We start from the raw sequence: 16,310 nt of genomic DNA on the forward strand, positions 1-16,310 counted from the left end.
GGGGGCAGGTCGCTTTGGAGGTACCCCCCGTGTCCTTGCCCGCCGTCCTACTGGCTGCCGATTCCTCGCCGTCACCGACTCCGTCGGAGTCACCGACCGTGTCGGTCCCCTCGCTCCAGGACGCCCAGGAGAGCGCGACGAACGCCGCCAGCTGGGTCGAGCAGAACTGGTCCACCTGGCTGGCGATCGGCCTCAAGGTGCTGCTGATCCTGGTGATCGCGACCGTGCTGAGAGTGGCGGTGCGGCGGGCGATCACCAAGCTGATAGAGCGCATGAACCGCACGACCCAGGCGGCCGACGGCCCGACCGGCGGCACGGCCCTCGGCAGCCTGCTGGTCAACGTCGAGCGCCGCCGCCAGCGCTCCCAGGCGATCGGCTCCGTGCTGCGCTCGGTGGCGAGCTTCATCATCCTGGGCACCGCGGCCCTGATGGTCCTCTCCGCGTTCCAGATCAACCTGGCCCCGCTGCTCGCCTCCGCGGGTGTGGCGGGCGTGGCGATCGGTTTCGGTGCCCGCAACCTGGTGACGGACTTCCTCTCCGGCGTGTTCATGATCCTGGAGGACCAGTACGGCGTCGGCGACACGATCGACGCGGGGGTGGCGTCGGGCGAGGTGATCGAGGTGGGCCTGCGCGTGACGAAGCTGCGCGGCGACCAGGGTGAGATCTGGTACGTGCGAAACGGCGAGGTCAAGCGCATCGGCAACCTCTCCCAGGGCTGGGCCACGGCCGGCGTCGACGTCACCGTCCGCTCGGACGAGGACCTGGACCGGCTGAAGGCGACGCTCGCCGAGGTCGGCGAGAAGATGAGCAAGGAAGAGCCCTGGAACGAGATGCTGTGGGGCCCGATCGAGATCCTGGGCCTGGACAGCGTGCTCCTGGACTCGATGGTCATCCACCTCTCGGCGAGGACGATGCCGGGCAAGTCCCTGACGGTGGAGCGCGAACTGCGCTGGCGCGTCAAGCGGGCCCTCGACGCGGCGGGCATCCGCATCGTCGGCGGCATCCCGGTCGTCCTGGAGGAGGAACCCGCGGACCCGACGGCGGGTATGGCGGCCCCGTCGGCGTACTCCAACACGGCCTCCCCCCAGGCCCAGGCGGCCACCCCGCTGAACGCTCCGCAGGGCGTGCCGAAGTAGGCGACAGATACCGCAGAAGTCGTACGAGAAGAGGCGGCGCCCCGGATTCCGGGGCGCCGCCTCTTCTCGTTGCCCCTTGACGCCTCCCTTGGTCTGGTCCTATCTTCTCGCCATCCGATAGGAAACTTTCCTAACAGTCACCCTCGCGGAGACACCGCGGACGGCGACCGTGAAAAGGTGAGCAGCGGAAAGGCAGGTGCAGACCCCCATGGCAGGAACCGCCGGTACCCCGGGCACCCCCCGCGTCCTGCGTGCCATGAACGACCGGGCCGCCCTGGACCTCCTCCTGGAGCACGGGCCCCTGTCCCGCACCCGCATCGGCAAGCTCACCGGCCTCTCCAAGCCGACCGCCTCCCAGCTGCTCGCCCGCCTGGAAGCGGCCGGCCTCGTTCTCCCCACCGGCACCACCGAGGGCCGACCCGGCCCCAACGCCCAGCTGTACGAGGTCAATCCGGCCGCCGCGTACGCCGCCGGGCTCGACGTCACCCCCGAACGTGTCCTCGCTGCCGTCGCCGACATCACCGGCCGGACCGTCGGCGCGTACGAACTGCTCACCCCCGGCAGGCGTCCCGCCCGGCCCGTCGTCCACCAGGTCACCGAGGCCCTGGACGGCGCGGTGAAGGCGGCGGGGCTGGCCCGGGACGAGCTGAGGCGGCTCGTCATCGGCACCCCGGGCGCCTTCGACCCGGGCACCGGCCGGCTGCGCTACGCCTCCCACCTCCCGGGCTGGCACTCCCCGGCCCTCCTCGACGAGCTCGCCGCCGCGCTCCCGATGCCGGTGGAGTACGAGAACGACGTGAACCTCGTCGCCATCGCCGAGCAGCGTCTCGGTGCGGCCCGGGGCCACGGCGACTTCGTGCTCCTGTGGAACGAGGGCGGGCTCGGTGCCGCGCTCGTCCTCGGCGGCCGGCTGCACCGCGGCTGGACCGGCGGCGCCGGCGAGGTCGGCTTCCTGCCCGTGCCGGGCACACCCCTCGTCCGGCAGGTCAGCAAGGCCGGCAGCGGCGGCTACCAGGAACTGGCCGGTTCGCAGGCCATCCCCAAAATCGCCCGCGAGCTGCACATCAGCCCCATCCCGAACGGCCCGTACGCCGAGGTCGCCGCCGCCCTCGTCGCCCAGGCCGCCGACATCAACGCGGGCCCCTACCGGCGGCTCCTCGAAAAGTACGCGACGGGTCTCGCCACCGGTCTGGCCTCACTCGTCTCCGTCCTCGACCCCGAACTCGTCGTCCTCAGCGGCGCCTCCCTCACCGCGGGCGGCGAACCCCTGCGCGCTCTGGTCCAGGCCGAGCTGGAGGAACTGGCCGCGGCCCGGCCCCGGCTGGTCGTGGGCGACGTACGCGAACACCCCGTGCTGCGGGGCGCGTTGGAAAGCGCCCTCGCGACCACCCGCGACGAGGTCTTCGACACCTCGCGCTGAACATCCCCTTCAGTTCCCCTCTTCACCCTCACCCTCACCCTCACCCTCACCCGCAAGCCCCGCGCCGTGCACCGCCCTTCCCTGCCCTGCTCCGCCCTTCCCTGGGAGACCTCGCCATGCCCGGAATATCCAGAAAAGCAACGCTCGCGATCGCCGCCACCGCCTCCGTCGCCCTTCTCGCCACCGCCTGTACGGGACAGTCCTCCTCCAGCGCCGAGGACGACCCCGCCGCCGACACCACCCTCACCTTCTGGCACGCCTGGAGCGCGCCCGCCGAGGTGGCGGCCGTGAAGTCGCTGATCGCCGGCTTCGAGAAGACGCACCCCAACATCCACGTCAACGTCGTCGGCAACATGACGGACGACAAGATGAACCAGGCGCTGCGCGCGGGCGGCAGCAAGGCGCCCGACGTGATCTCGTCATTCACCACCAACGGCGTCGGCAAGTTCTGCTCGTCGGGGGCGCTGGTCGACCTCAACCCGCTCTTCGAGAAGGCCGGCATCGACCCGGCGACCACCTTCCCGAAGGCGATGAGCGAGTACACCCAGTACGACGGCAACCGCTGCGCCGTCCCGCTCCTCGGCGACGCCTACGGCCTCTACTACAACAAGACCGCCTTCAAGAAGGCCGGGATCACCGACCCGCCGAAGACCTGGTCCGAGTTCGAGACCGACGCCAAGAAGCTGACGATCGCCCAGGGCGACACGTACAAGCAGCTCGGTTTCATGCCGAACTACCACGGCTGGGAGACGACCACCGAGCACTACATGGGCCAGTTCGGGCCGACGTACTTCGACGCGTCCGGCAAGTCGACGATCGCCACCGACCCGGCCGTCACCGACGCCTTCACCCTCCAGAAGAAGCTCGTCGACGAACTCGGCGGCTTCAAGAAGCTGGAGAAGTTCCGCTCCGGCCTCGGTGACGAGTGGGGCCCCAAGCACCCCTTCCAGACCGGCCAGGTGGCCATGCAGCTCGACGGCGAGTGGCGCCTCGGCATGGCGCTGGAGGCGAAGCCCGACTTCGAGATCGGCGTCGCCCCGCTGCCCGTACCCGACGACCAGGCCGACCAGTACGGCAAGGGCTACATCACCGGGACCATCGCCGGTATCGCCGCCACCAGCAAGAAGCAGAACGCGGCCTGGGAACTGGTGCAGTACATCACCACGGACACGGACGCGGTGGTCGGCTTCTCCAACGCCATCCACAACGTGCCCTCCACGCTGGCGGCCCTGAAGTCCCCGAAGCTGAAGTACGACCCGCGCTTCAAGACCTTCCTCGACATCGCCGCGAACCCCAACTCGTCCACCTCGCCCGCCTCGATCAACGGCGGCGTCTACCTCACCACCGTCCAGCAGCTCGGCTACGACTACGAGAGCGGCAAGGTCACCGACCTGAAGGCCGGCCTGAAGAAGGCCGCGGCGCAGATCGACACGGACATCGCGCAGGCGAAGTAGCCATGGCCACCACCCACACCCTGCGGGCCAAGCACCGGCGCTCGACGCTGCGCAACCTCGCCTTCCTCTCGCCCTGGTTGATCGGTTTCACGGTCTTCTTCGCGTACCCGATGCTCTCGACGGTCTACTTCTCGTTCATGCACTACGACGGCTTCAAGCCGCCGACCTGGAGCGGAACGAAGAACTGGACGTACGTCTTCGAGTCCTACCCCTTCTTCTGGCCCGCCCTGCGCAACACCCTGTGGCTCGTCGTGATCATGGTGACCCTCCGCGTCCTGTTCGGACTCGGGATCGGCATGCTCATCACGAAGATCAAGACGGGTACGGGCGTCTTCCGCACCCTCTTCTACCTGCCCTACCTCGCCCCGCCGGTCGCCGCGACCATGGCGTTCGCATTCCTCCTCAACCCCGGTACGGGACCGGTCAACTCGATCCTGGAGAACATCGGCATCCCGGCCCCGGGCTGGTTCAACGACCCCAGCTGGTCCAAGCCGGCCCTCACACTGCTCGCCCTGTGGGGCGTCGGCGACCTGATGGTCATCTTCATGGCCGCGCTGCTCGACGTACCGAAGGAGCAGTACGAGGCGGCGGAGCTGGACGGCGCGTCGGCGTGGCAGCGGTTCCGGTACGTCACGCTGCCGACCATCTCGCCGATCATCATGTTCGCCGTCGTCACCGGTGTCATCGCGGCGATGCAGTACTACACCCAGCCACTTGTCGCCGGAAAGGTCGCCTCCGGGGTGATCCAGGGCGCGGGCACCATGTTCCAACCCGGCTACCCCGAGTACTCCACCCTCACCCTCCCCCAACTCGTCTACAACCTCGGCTTCCAGCGCTTCGACTACGGCTCCGCCTGCGTCGTCGCCCTGGTCCTGTTCGCCCTGTCGATGGCGTTCACCGCGCTGTTGATGCGGCGCCGGGGCGGCCTCATCCAGGCAGGTGACTGACATGGCCCAGGACATGACCCAAGTACTGGAACGACCCGTGGAGTTGAAGGTCCCCGCCTCGCCCGCCGAGCGCACCGCCCGTCGCAAGGCGCTCCTCGAATGGATCGCGATCCACTCCCTGGGCATCGCGGCGGCCCTCTTCTTCGTCCTGCCCTTCGTCTTCGTGTTCCTGACCTCGCTGATGAGCGACTCGCAGGCACTCAGCCGGGACCTGATCCCGCACACCTGGGAATGGTCCAACTACCGCAAGGTCTTCGACACCCCCGGCTTCCTCACCTGGTGGAGGAACACGCTGATCTACGCCGGACTGGGCACCGTCCTGGTCGTCGTCTCGTCCGTCCCCGTGGCGTACGCGCTGGCCAAGTTCCGCTTCCGGGGCCGGAATCTGACGCTCATGCTGGTGATCTCGATGATGATGCTGCCGCCCCAGGTGGTCGTCATCCCGATGTACCTGTTCTGGGCGAAGCAGCTGGACCTGTCCGGCACGCTCTGGCCGATGATCATCCCGCTGGCGTTCGGTGACGCGTTCTCGATCTTCCTGCTCCGCCAGTTCCTGACGACCATCCCCAACGAGTACCTGGACGCGGCGAAGGTGGACGGCTGCGGCGATCTGCGCACCCTGCTGAAGGTCGTTCTGCCGATGGCGAAGCCCGGTATCGCCGCCATCGCCCTCTTCCAGTTCTTCAACGCCTGGAACGACTACTTCGGCCCTCAGATCTACGCCTCGGAGAACCCGGGCGCGTGGACCCTTTCCTACGGCCTGGAGTCGTTCAAGGGCGCCCACCACACCGACTGGAACCTCACCATGGCAGCGACCGTGCTGGTCATGGCCCCCGTGATCCTCGTGTTCTTCTTCGCCCAGAAGGCGTTCGTCGAGGGCGTCACTCTCACCGGCGTGAAGGGTTGATCCGCATATGAAGCTCACTGTGGTCGGCGGAGGATCGACCTACACCCCCGAACTCATCGACGGTTTCGCCCGGTTGCGGGACACCCTGCCCATAGAGGAACTGGTGCTCGTCGACCCGGCCGCCGAACGCCTGGAACTGGTCGGCGGGCTCGCCCGGCGCATCTTCGCCAGGCAGGGGCACCCCGGGCGGATCGTCACGACCGACGACCTGGACAGGGGCGTCGAGGGCGCCGACGCCGTCCTGCTCCAACTGCGCGTCGGCGGCCAGGCCGCACGGCAGCAGGACGAGACGTGGCCGCTGGAGTGCGGCTGCGTGGGCCAGGAGACGACCGGCGCGGGCGGCCTCGCCAAGGCGCTGCGTACGGTGCCGGTCGTCCTGGACATCGCCGAGCGCGTCCGCCGCACCAACCCGGACGCCTGGATCATCGACTTCACCAACCCGGTGGGCATCGTCACCCGCGCCCTCCTGGAAGCCGGCCACAAGGCGGTCGGTCTGTGCAACGTGGCGATCGGCTTCCAGCGGAAGTTCGCCGCCCTGCTGGGGGTGACCCCGGCCGACATCCACCTGGACCACGTGGGCCTCAACCACCTCACCTGGGAGACGGGCGTACGCCTGGGCGGCCCCGAGGGCGAGGACGTCCTCCCCCGGCTGCTCACGGAACACGGCGACCGCATCGCCGACGACCTCCATCTCCCTCGTCACGTCCTCGACCGCCTGGAGACGGTGCCGTCCTACTACCTGCGCTACTACTACGCCCACGACAACGTCGTACGGGAACTACGTACCAAGCCGTCCCGGGCGGCCGAGGTGGCGGCGATGGAGGAGCAACTGCTGCGGCTGTACGGCGATCCGGCCCTGGACGAGAAGCCGGAGCTGCTGGCCAAGCGCGGCGGCGCCTTCTACTCGGAGGCGGCAGTGGATCTGGCCGCGTCGCTGCTGGGCGGGGGCGGCAGTCCCTACCAGGTGGTGAACACGTACAACAAGGGGACGCTGCCCTTCCTGCCGGACGACGCGGTGATCGAGACGCAGGCGGCGGTGGGGTCGAAGGGGGCGACTCCCCTTCCTGTCGCGCCGGTCGACCCCCTGTACGCGGGGCTGATCGCCCATGTCACCGCGTACGAGGAACTGGCCCTGGAGGCCGCTCTGCACGGCGGGCGGAACCGGGTCTTCCGGGCTCTTCTCGCGCATCCGCTCGTCGGACAGTACGACTACGCGGACACTCTGACCGACACCCTCATCGCGCACAACCGGGAGCATCTCGCGTGGGCATGACCGCACACGTCCTCGCCGTCGACGCCGGCAACAGCAAGACCGACGTGGCGGTGGTCGCCGCCGACGGGGAGGTGCTGGCCACGGCGCGCGGCGGAGGGTTCCGGCCGCCGGCCGACGGGCTGGACGTGGCGGTCTCCGGGCTGTCCGCCGCCGTCACCGAGGCCTTCACCGCCGCCGGGGTCACCTCCGTCGGCCATGTGTCGGCGTGTCTGGCGAACGCCGACTTCCCCGTGGAGGAACAGCAGTTCACCGCCGCGCTGCACGCGCGCGCGTGGGGCACGACCGTCGACGTACGCAACGACACCTTCGCGATCCTGCGGGCCGGGATCACCGAGCCGCGCGGGGTCGCCGTCGTCTGTGGCGCCGGCATCAACTGCGTCGGGATGACTCCCGACGGCCGGACGGCCCGGTTCCCCGCGCTGGGGCGTATCTCCGGGGACTGGGGCGGCGGTTGGGGCCTGGCGGAGGAGGCCATGTGGCATGCGGCGCGTGCGGAGGACGGGCGGGGCGGTCCGACGGCGCTGGCCGCGACCCTGCCCGCCCACTTCGGGCTCACCTCCATGTACGCCCTGATCGAGGCCCTGCATCTCGGACACGTCGACAACGCCCGGCGCCATGAGCTGACGCCGGTGCTGTTCGCCACGGCGACGGACGGTGACCCGGTGGCGCGCGCGCTGGTGGACCGGCTGGCCGACGAGGTGGTGGCCATGGCCACGGTCGCGCTGAACCGCCTCGGTCTCCTCGAAGAGGAGACGCCGGTTCTGCTGGGCGGCGGGGTGCTGGCGGCCCGGCACCCCCGGCTCACGGACCGCGTCACCGAGCTGCTCGCCGCCCGGGCGCCCAAGGCGGTGGCCCGGGTGGTGACGGCGCGGCCGGTGCTGGGGGCGGCGCTGCTGGGCCTGGATCACACGAACGCCCCGGCGGGGGCACATGCGCGGGTACGGCGCTTCTACGAGGACTGACCTGCTTCGTACGGGAACCGAACAGATTCCGTCGGCGTATTCATGGGCAGAGGGGTGGTGCGGGGAGCGCGGGTGTGTCCGAATGCAGGACAGCGCGCCCCGACACAACGCCACCGCACTGCGATACGACGCGGCCGTACTGCGATCCGATCAAGATCCAGTCAAGGCCGGTGCGGATTGTCAGTGGCTGAGGCGATACTGGCGGTGACGGATGACCATGGGGGAGGTCAATGTGACACCTACGAGCAGTGCGGCACCACCGGCACCCAACTCGCCGGGCGCGCCCGGCATGTCCGGAGCGTCCGCCGCGTCGCCCGTGCCCGTCGTGCCGTCGCAGGCGGGCGCGGGTTCCGTCCACGAACCGCCCGAGCCGCCGCGTCGCACCGCCTTCGCCGAGGGCGTCGACCAGTTGCGGGCCGCCGCGACCACCGAGCCGGGGCGGCTGCGGATCATCGGCGCCCTGCTCGCGGCGCTCGTCGTCGCCTTCGGTGCCGTCACCGCCTGGCAGATGACCGACCGTTCGTCCGCCGCGGACGACGTGCTGCACAACAGCCAGCCCCTCAGCTCGGCCGCCGCGGACATCTACAGCTCCCTCGCGGACGCCAACACCGCCGCCTCCAGCGGTTTCCTGGCCGGCGGTGACGAGACGGCGGCCTCCCGCGAGCGCTACCAGAAGGACATCCGCACCGCCGCCGCCAAGCTCTCCGACGCCGCGACCAACTCCGATCCGGACTCCTCGTCCGCGGCCACCATCGCCAAGCTCAACGAGCTCCTGTCGGAGTACACCGGCTACATCGAGCGGGCCCGCGCCAACAACCGGCTGGGCTTCCCGGTCGGCGGCTCGTACCTGCGGCTGGCGAACGACACGATGCAGGAGCAGATGCTCCCGGCAGCCGAGAAGCTCTACTCCACGGAGAACGAGCGGCTGCGCTCCGACTACGCGGACGCGACGTCGTACCCCTGGGGGGCGATCGGTCTCGGCGTCGTCGTGATCGGCGCCCTCGTCTGGGCCCAGCGGCGCAACTACCGGCGGACGAACCGAGTGCTGAACCACGGCCTGGTGGCGGCGACGGCCACCGCGACAATAGTCCTGCTGTGGCTGGTCGCCGGGCAGAGCTTCGCCCGCTCGGGCCTCAACGACTCCTACGACCACGGCATCCGCTCGCTGAACGTGCTGCACGACGCCCGGATCGCCTCCCTCAAGGCGCGCGGCAACGAGAACCTGACGCTGGTGGCGCGCGGCGCGGAGACGACCAAGCTGGAGGACGGCACGGTCGTCGACGCCTACGCCCACGACTTCGAAGGCGACATGAGCACCCTCGGCAAGGGCCTGGCCGAGGCCGAGCGGCTCGCCGACGACCGGGCGGGCAAGGAACCGGTCACGTCGGCCGTCGGCGGTATGGAGGAATGGGAGAAGCGCCACAAGGAGGCGCAGGCGGAGTACGAGTCGGGTGACTTCCAGCAGGCGCTCGCCCGAGTGATAGGCGACAAGGCCGACAAGCCGACCGGCGAGTGCTTCGACAACGTCGACACGGCGCTGCGGACGGCGATCGGACACGAGCAGGCGGAGTTCACGCAGGCGGCCGGGAACGGCCGGGACGCGATGACCGGCCTCCCGGTGGGCGCCGCCGCCCTCGCCGTGCTGGGCGCGGCCGGGGCGGTGCTCGGTATCGGGCGCAGGCTGTCGGAGTACCGGTGATGCGGTACAACGCGGTACAAGGGAGTGCGGCGGCAAGGGAGTTCGGGCGATGGGAGGGGGCGTGACGATGAACGAACGGCGACGTCCGCGGAGTCTGCGCACCGGTCTCCAGGTCCTGCGGGCCGGGCTGCGGGGCTGGGGCGGTGTGGGTGCGATGGCGGCCGTCTGCGCCCTCGCGGTGGCCTTCGCGCTGCTGCTCCCGCTGGCCCAGTCGCACGGCGACGGCAGCACGGGGACCGGCGGCCAGGGGGTCGCCGACGGTGTCCAGGTGCGGGCCGCGGAGGAGTGCGCGAACCCGCAGGACCAGAGCCCGGTGCCGTCCGGCCTGGACGGGAAGACGATCGACGCGATCAAGGCCCGTAAGGACCGGCGGCTGATCGTCGGCGTCGACCAGAACAGCTACCGCTGGGGCTACCGCGATCCGAACGGCGGCAAGTCGGCGGAGCTGGAGGGCTTCGACATCGACCTGGTCCACCGGATAGCGAAGGACATCCTCGGTGACGAGGACGCGGTCCAGTTCAGGGCCATCCCTACCAACCAGCGCATCCCGGCGATCAAGGAAGGCCGCGTCGACATGATCGTCCGGACGATGACGATCACCTGCGACCGGCTGAAGGACGTGGCGTTCTCCGCCCCGTACTTCCTCACCGGTCAGCAGGTCCTCGCGCCCAAGAGCTCCACGATCACGGGGTACGACAAGACGCTCGCCGGCAAGAAGATCTGCTCGGCGGAGGGCTCCACGGCGAACGACAGGCTGAAGGCGGACAAGGAGAAGAGCGGCTCCGCGATCGCCTCCGCCGACATCCGCGCCACCGTCCCCAGCCAGCTCGACTGTCTCGTCCGGCTCCAACTCGGCCTGGTGGACGCCGTGGTGACCGACGGCGCGCTCGCCGCGAGCCAGGCGGCACAGGACCCGACGGTGGAACTGAAGGGCGCCACGTTCACCAAGGAGTACTACGGCGTGGCGGTGAAGAAGGGCGCGACCGACCTGGCCGCCCGGGTCAATCGCATACTGGAGCAGTACCGCCAGGACGGCGGCTGGCAGACGTCGTACGACAAATGGCTGTCGCCCACGCTGGGCGGCGACTCGGAGTCGGCGAAGGCGCCGGTGCCGAGCTACAAGTGAAGGTTCACCGCCCCACCCCCAACTGACCGCGAACCGACTAGCCGAGGTGATCGATGGGCGTCACGGGACCCCCCGGGCCGGTGATGGACCGGGACGAGGTGGACCGTGCGCTGGCGCGGCTCGGCGCGGAGCACGAGGCCATCGAGACCTCACTCCTCGCCCTCCAGGACCACGCGGGCCGCAGACTCCTCGAAGGCGCCGAGCTCTCCGGCACGACCAAGGAGCGCTGGACGTCCGCGGAGGCGTCGATCACGCTGCTGTGGGCGTACTTCGACGCGTACTCGGACGCGCTGCGCGACGCCCGTGGGATCCGTTCGCGCCGCCGCTGGTCCAGCCGCGAGGACCTGTCCGAGCTGACCGAGCTGCTGCGCGGCGAGTGCGTCACGGTCGCGGGCAGCGCGACGGCGACCGCCAACGCGCCCACACTGCACGGCACCGGCAGGCTCAGCCAGGCGTACTCGCTGGCCGGCCTGGTGGAGCGGATGAACGAGCTGTACGCGACCTCGCTGGACATGGTCGTCACCGCCGACGCGGTCTGGTCGGCACTGCCCGCGCGGATAGATTTACTGGCCGCGGAGTTGCAGCGCACCCGCCAACTGGCGCACTCCGTAGGAGTGCGCCCCGGCGAGCACCCGGCGGGCGACGACCTGGAGCACATCACGCGCACGCTGACCGCCCTGCGCGAGCGGGTCATCTCCGACCCGCTGGCGTTCTGGCTGCCCGCCCAGGGCAGTTCGGCGCCCGGCGGCGGCCGTCCGGACACCACGGTGTACGACCGTGAGGCGCGCGCCCTGGAGGACGTACGCCGGGAGATCGACGCCGTGCTGACGGTCCGCCAGGACGCCGAGGCACGGCTCCTCAAGCTGCGCGACCTGCTGTCCCGCGCGGACCGTACGCTCGCCGAGGCACGCAGCGCGCGCGGTGAGGTACTGGCGAAGATCGCCGCGTCCGAGGTGCCGGCCGTCAGTGGCCCGCCCACGGCGTTGCAGGAGCAGCTGTCGACGGCCGCCGAGTACCGCAGGCACGCGCAGTGGCACCGTCTCTCGCCGCTCCTGGAGTCGCTGGAGGCGAAGGCGGAGGACGAACTGATGCGCGCCCGCGAGTCGTTGACGGCGGTCACCCAGCCGCTGGCGGTCCGCGCGGAGCTGCGCGGCCGGCTCGACGCGTACAAGGCGAAGGTGGCCCGGCACGGCCTCGCGGAGGACCCGCTGCTGATCGAGCGGTACGACGCGGCGCGCCGCATGCTGTGGAGCGCGCCCTGCGACCTGCGGGTCGCGGAACAGGCCGTGCTGCGTTACCAGCAGGCCGCCGCCGAGTTCTTCGGCAGCCCGCGGGTGCCCGGCCAGGCCGGACCCAGTGACCGGAGGGGGGACTACTGATGACCGAGACCGAGACAGAGCAGCAGAAGTGCCAGCGGCCCGACTGCGAGGGCAGTTACGAGGACATGGGCGGCGGTGAGCTGTACTGCGACCTGTGCGGACTCGCGCCGGTCGTGTCGGCCAGCGGCATGGTCGGCTCACCGCCCACCGGCATCACCGGAAGCGGCAAACGGCGTTCGGGGAGCGGCAGTTCGGCACGGTCCGGGTCGAGCTCCCAGTCGTCCCGTTCCTCCCGTACGTCCCGCTCCTCGCAGTCCCGCCGCTCGGTCTCCGGCCGACTGTCGCGGTCCCTGTCGGGCAAGGCGACGGGCCGTTCGGTGTCGGTGCGCAGCTCGGGGTCGGCCGCCGGCTCCTCCGGGCGCGGGCGGCTCGGTGCGGGCCTGGTCGAGGTGCCGGGGGTGCCGCGGCCCGATCCGCGCGCGATGGTGCTGGAGAACCCGGAGGTGCCCGAGCGCAAGCGGTTCTGCTCGCGCTCCGACTGCGGTGCGCCGGTGGGACGGGCGCGCGGCGAGGGCCGGCCGGGGCGTACGGAGGGGTTCTGCACGAAGTGCGGGCACCCGTACTCGTTCGTGCCGAAGCTGCAGACCGGTGACATCGTGCGCGGCCAGTACGAGGTGGTGGGCTGTCTGGCGCACGGCGGCCTCGGCTGGGTCTACCTCGCCGTGGACCGGGCGGTGTCCGACCGCTGGGTGGTCCTCAAGGGCCTGCTGGACACCGGGGACGAGGACGCGATGGCCGCCGCGATCTCCGAGCGGCGCTTCCTCGCGGAGATCGAGCACTCCAACATCGTGCGGATCTACAACTTCGTCGAGCACCTCGACCAGCGCACGGGCTCGCTCGACGGCTACATCGTCATGGAGTACGTCGGCGGCAAGTCGCTGAAGGAGATCGCCAACGACCGCCGCACGTCGAGCGGGAAGCGGGACCCGCTGCCCGTGGAACAGGCGTGCGCGTACGGCATCGAGGCGCTCGAAGCACTCGGTCATCTGCACAGTCGCAATTTGCTGTACTGCGACTTCAAGGTCGACAACGCGATCCAGACCGAGGACCAGCTGAAGCTGATCGACATGGGCGCGGTCCGGAGAATGGACGACGACGAGTCGGCCATCTACGGCACGGTGGGCTACCAGTCGCCGGAGGTGGCGGAGGTCGGCCCGTCGGTGGCGTCCGACCTGTACACGGTCGCGCGCACCCTCGCCGTCCTGGCGTTCGACTTCCAGGGCTACACGAACGTGTTCGTGGACTCCCTGCCCGACCCCGACCACATCGAGGTCTTCCGCCAGTACGAGTCGTTCTACCGGCTCCTGGTCCGCGCCACCGACCCCGACCCGGCCCGCCGGTTCGCATCCGCACAGGAGATGTCCGAGCAGCTGACGGGCGTGCTGCGCGAGGTGGTGTCGTTGCAGACGGGCCGGGCCAGGCCCGCCCTGTCCACGCTGTTCGGGCCCGAAGTGAAGGTCACGGACACGGAGTTGTTCGGGGCGCTGGACGGGGAGGTGTCCCGGCTGGGGGCGCGGGTGGTGCCGACCGGGAAGAAGTCCCCGGCGTCGGCCGCCCTGACCGCCGGCGGTGCGGCCACCAGGGCGCTCACCGGCGCCCCGCGCCTCGTGAAGCCCATCGACGCCGCTGCCGCCGCACTCGCGCTGCCCGTGCCCCGCGTCGACCCGGCCGACCCCAACGCAGGGTTCCTCGCGGGGCTGATGGCTTCGGCGCCGACGGAACTGATCAGTGTCCTTGCGGTGGCGCCGGTGCAGTCGACGGAGACGCGGCTGCGGCAGGTGCGGGCCCAGCTGGAGAGCGGCGCCTTCAACACCGCCCTGGCGGCGCTGGTCGAGCTGGAGGAGGAGCGGCCCGACGACTGGCGGGTGGTCTGGTACCAGGGCGTGGCCTCACTGGTGACGGGCGATCACGAGGGCGCCGCGCTGTCGTTCGACGCGATCTACGACGCCTTCCCGGGCGAGACTCCGCCCAAGCTGGCCCTCGGGCTGTGCGCGGAGGTGCTGGGCCAGCTGGACAACGCCGCCGAGTACTACCGGCTGGTGTGGACGACCGACCCGAGCTATGTGAGCGCCGCGTTCGGCCTGGCCCGCGTCCAGTTGGCGGCGGGCGACCGCAGTGGCGCCGTACGGACGCTGGAGTCGGTTCCGGAGGCGTCGATCCACTACACGGCCGCCCGGGTGGCCGCCGTACGGGCGCGGCTGCGGCAGCGGGCCGTCGTCCCGGCCGACGCGGCGTTCCTGGACGATCTGATCGCGTCCGCCGTGCAGGTCGAGGCGCTCGGCGGCTACGGTCTGGACGCGGTCCGGCGGGAGCAGCTGTCGGCGGAGGTCCTCGGCTGCGCGCTGGACTGGATACTCTCCCAGGACCAGAGTTCCGCCCCTTCGGCCGCCGGGGGACGGGTACTGCTCGGCAGTGACCTGGACGAGCGTGGTCTGCGCTTCGGTCTCGAGCGTTCGTACCGGACGCTGGCCCGGCTCGCGCAGGGCGGCGAGGAAAGGATCGACCTGGTGGAACGCGCCAACCGTTACCGCCCCCGGACGTGGGTGTAGTTGATGTCCCAGATGCCCCAGCCGACCGCCCTGTCCAAGTGCCCGAGCTGCGAGGAGCCGCTCGAGTCGGGCGACCGCTTCTGCGGCGCGTGCGGGTACGACCTGTCGGCCGTGCCCCCGCACCCCGGCGACTCGCCCACCCTCACCATGAACGGCGCCCCCGCGGTGGCACCGCTCCCGCCTTCGGAGGCCGATTCCGTGGACTGGCCCCTCGCGCCCGAGACCAGCAGCTCCGGCACCCCGGCGCCGCTGCACCTGCCGACCGACCTCCAGGGCACCGACTCGGGCGGCATGGCGCTCCCCCCGATGCCCGGGCTGCCGCCCACGGGCTCGCCTGTCTCCCCGGCCACGGGCGTCCGGTTCGACCGGTCCGCCGGCGGTGAGCCCGACGAGTACCCGCTCCAGGCGCCAACCCCGCGTGCCGCCGGGGCCGCGACGCCCCCGGCCGGCACCAAGGTGTGCGTGGCCTGCCGGGCGGGCCGCGTCGACCACGACGGCTACTGCGAGAACTGCGGGCACGCCCAGCCGCGCGAGCGCGACCACACGGAGGACGAGGTCGGCCCACTCGCCGCGGTGAGCGACCGGGGCCTGCGTCACCACCGCAACGAGGACGCGTACGCGATCTCCCACACCACCCTGCCCGACCGCTCCCCCGCGCTGGTCGCGATCGTCTGCGACGGCGTCTCCTCGGCGACCCGCCCCGACGAGGCCTCCCTCGCCGCGTCCCGGGCGGCCGGCGACTCGCTGATGGCCGCCCTGCCCCAGGGCACCCACCCGCAGCAGGCGATGCAGGACGCGATCATCGCCGCCTCGCACGCCGTGAACGCGCTGGCCGACGAGCCCGCCGGGGCCCGCGAGCACACCCCGCACCAGAACTCCCCGGCCTGCACACTGGTGGGCGCCATCGTCACGCCGACGCTGCTGGTCGTGGGCTGGGTCGGCGACAGCCGCGCCTACTGGGTCCCGCTGGACCGCTCCACCGCCTCCGCCCGCCTCACCGAGGACGACTCGTGGGCCGCCCAGATGGTCGCCGCGGGCCTGATGAACGAGGCGGAGGCGTACGCCGACGAGCGGGCCCACGCCATCACGGGCTGGCTCGGCGCGGACGCGTACGAACTGGAGCCGCACACGGCTTCCTTCAAGCCGGACCGGCCAGGTGTAGTGGTGGTGTGCACGGACGGGCTGTGGAACTACGCGGAGGCGGCGGAGGAACTGGCCGAGGTTCTCCCCCTGGATGCCGCGTCACGCCCGCTGCACGCCGCCCGGGTCCTGCTCGGCCATGCTCTGGACGGCGGGGGCCACGACAACGTAACAGTGGCCGTCGTGCCGTTCCCCGCCCCGCCGCAGGGGGCAGGATCGGCCTGAGGGCACTGACACGGGGGTGCCCCCAGAAGGACCGGAGGGGACTGGTCCGCATACAGTCACTGCTCCACGGATGTGGGGTTTTCGAGGGGGAGC

At 70.9% G+C, this 16,310-nt stretch carries 12 protein-coding genes; all 12 read left to right on the forward strand.

Going from position 1 to position 16,310, the window contains the following annotated elements; translation table 11 throughout:
• The first annotated feature begins 29 nt into the window (after positions 1 to 29).
• The 12 genes from ACH4TV_RS05495 (at position 30) to ACH4TV_RS05550 (ending at position 16,217) form a co-directional block, all read left to right on the forward strand.
• Positions 30 to 1,136: a mechanosensitive ion channel family protein gene (locus ACH4TV_RS05495; protein ID WP_398394440.1), complete on the forward strand. Its 1,107-nt coding sequence runs from the start codon at positions 30 to 32 to the stop codon at positions 1,134 to 1,136.
• Between the two features lie 208 nt (positions 1,137 to 1,344).
• Positions 1,345 to 2,556, forward strand: a complete 1,212-nt coding sequence (locus tag ACH4TV_RS05500) for an ROK family protein (protein ID WP_398394442.1) — start codon at positions 1,345 to 1,347, stop codon at positions 2,554 to 2,556.
• Between the two features lie 116 nt (positions 2,557 to 2,672).
• Positions 2,673 to 4,010: an ABC transporter substrate-binding protein gene (locus tag ACH4TV_RS05505; protein WP_398394444.1), complete on the forward strand. Its 1,338-nt coding sequence runs from the start codon at positions 2,673 to 2,675 to the stop codon at positions 4,008 to 4,010.
• 2 nt (positions 4,011 to 4,012) lie between these two features.
• A complete protein-coding gene (locus tag ACH4TV_RS05510; protein WP_398394446.1) occupies positions 4,013 to 4,957 on the forward strand; it encodes a carbohydrate ABC transporter permease in 945 nt (314 codons plus the stop codon).
• Between the two features lie 13 nt (positions 4,958 to 4,970).
• Complete coding sequence (locus ACH4TV_RS05515; RefSeq protein WP_398395375.1) at positions 4,971 to 5,864, forward strand: carbohydrate ABC transporter permease; 894 nt, start codon at positions 4,971 to 4,973, stop codon at positions 5,862 to 5,864.
• Positions 5,865 to 5,871: 7 nt separating this feature from the next.
• The gene (locus tag ACH4TV_RS05520; protein WP_398394448.1) at positions 5,872 to 7,137 is read left to right on the forward strand and encodes a 6-phospho-beta-glucosidase; all 1,266 of its coding nucleotides are present in this window, start codon (positions 5,872 to 5,874) and stop codon (positions 7,135 to 7,137) included.
• Positions 7,128 to 8,099: an N-acetylglucosamine kinase gene (locus ACH4TV_RS05525; protein WP_398394450.1), complete on the forward strand. Its 972-nt coding sequence runs from the start codon at positions 7,128 to 7,130 to the stop codon at positions 8,097 to 8,099. Before ACH4TV_RS05520 ends, ACH4TV_RS05525 begins: the two co-directional genes overlap by 10 nt.
• A 217-nt stretch (positions 8,100 to 8,316) precedes the next feature.
• Positions 8,317 to 9,798 (forward strand): hypothetical protein, encoded by a 1,482-nt coding sequence (locus ACH4TV_RS05530; protein ID WP_398394452.1) that lies wholly within the window; start codon positions 8,317 to 8,319, stop codon positions 9,796 to 9,798.
• A gap of 67 nt (positions 9,799 to 9,865) precedes the next feature.
• Positions 9,866 to 10,924, forward strand: a complete 1,059-nt coding sequence (locus ACH4TV_RS05535) for a glutamate ABC transporter substrate-binding protein (RefSeq protein ID WP_398394454.1) — start codon at positions 9,866 to 9,868, stop codon at positions 10,922 to 10,924.
• Between the two features lie 53 nt (positions 10,925 to 10,977).
• Positions 10,978 to 12,303 (forward strand): hypothetical protein, encoded by a 1,326-nt coding sequence (locus ACH4TV_RS05540; RefSeq protein WP_398394456.1) that lies wholly within the window; start codon positions 10,978 to 10,980, stop codon positions 12,301 to 12,303.
• Entirely contained in the window at positions 12,303 to 14,852 is a 2,550-nt protein-coding gene (locus tag ACH4TV_RS05545; protein ID WP_398394458.1) for a tetratricopeptide repeat protein, read from the forward strand. The genes ACH4TV_RS05540 and ACH4TV_RS05545 overlap by 1 nt, the downstream gene beginning before the upstream one ends.
• The gene (locus ACH4TV_RS05550; protein ID WP_398394460.1) at positions 14,853 to 16,217 is read left to right on the forward strand and encodes a PP2C family serine/threonine-protein phosphatase; all 1,365 of its coding nucleotides are present in this window, start codon (positions 14,853 to 14,855) and stop codon (positions 16,215 to 16,217) included.
• Positions 16,218 to 16,310 lie beyond the last annotated feature (93 nt).

The sequence above is a fragment of the Streptomyces sp. NPDC020898 genome (genome assembly GCF_044333925.1).
Lineage (GTDB): Bacteria > Actinomycetota > Actinomycetes > Streptomycetales > Streptomycetaceae > Streptomyces.

What these genes read in the sequence shown, in the direction of transcription:
- ACH4TV_RS05530 (WP_398394452.1), top strand. Translation starts at nt 8,317, where the DNA reads ATGGGGGAGGTCAATGTGACACCTACGAGCAGTGCGGCACCACCGGCA.
- ACH4TV_RS05500 (WP_398394442.1), top strand. Translation starts at nt 1,345, where the DNA reads ATGGCAGGAACCGCCGGTACCCCGGGCACCCCCCGCGTCCTGCGTGCC.
- ACH4TV_RS05510 (WP_398394446.1), top strand. Translation starts at nt 4,013, where the DNA reads ATGGCCACCACCCACACCCTGCGGGCCAAGCACCGGCGCTCGACGCTG.
- ACH4TV_RS05545 (WP_398394458.1), top strand. Translation starts at nt 12,303, where the DNA reads ATGACCGAGACCGAGACAGAGCAGCAGAAGTGCCAGCGGCCCGACTGC.
- ACH4TV_RS05535 (WP_398394454.1), top strand. Translation starts at nt 9,866, where the DNA reads ATGAACGAACGGCGACGTCCGCGGAGTCTGCGCACCGGTCTCCAGGTC.
- ACH4TV_RS05505 (WP_398394444.1), top strand. Translation starts at nt 2,673, where the DNA reads ATGCCCGGAATATCCAGAAAAGCAACGCTCGCGATCGCCGCCACCGCC.
- ACH4TV_RS05515 (WP_398395375.1), top strand. Translation starts at nt 4,971, where the DNA reads ATGACCCAAGTACTGGAACGACCCGTGGAGTTGAAGGTCCCCGCCTCG.
- ACH4TV_RS05520 (WP_398394448.1), top strand. Translation starts at nt 5,872, where the DNA reads ATGAAGCTCACTGTGGTCGGCGGAGGATCGACCTACACCCCCGAACTC.
- ACH4TV_RS05540 (WP_398394456.1), top strand. Translation starts at nt 10,978, where the DNA reads ATGGGCGTCACGGGACCCCCCGGGCCGGTGATGGACCGGGACGAGGTG.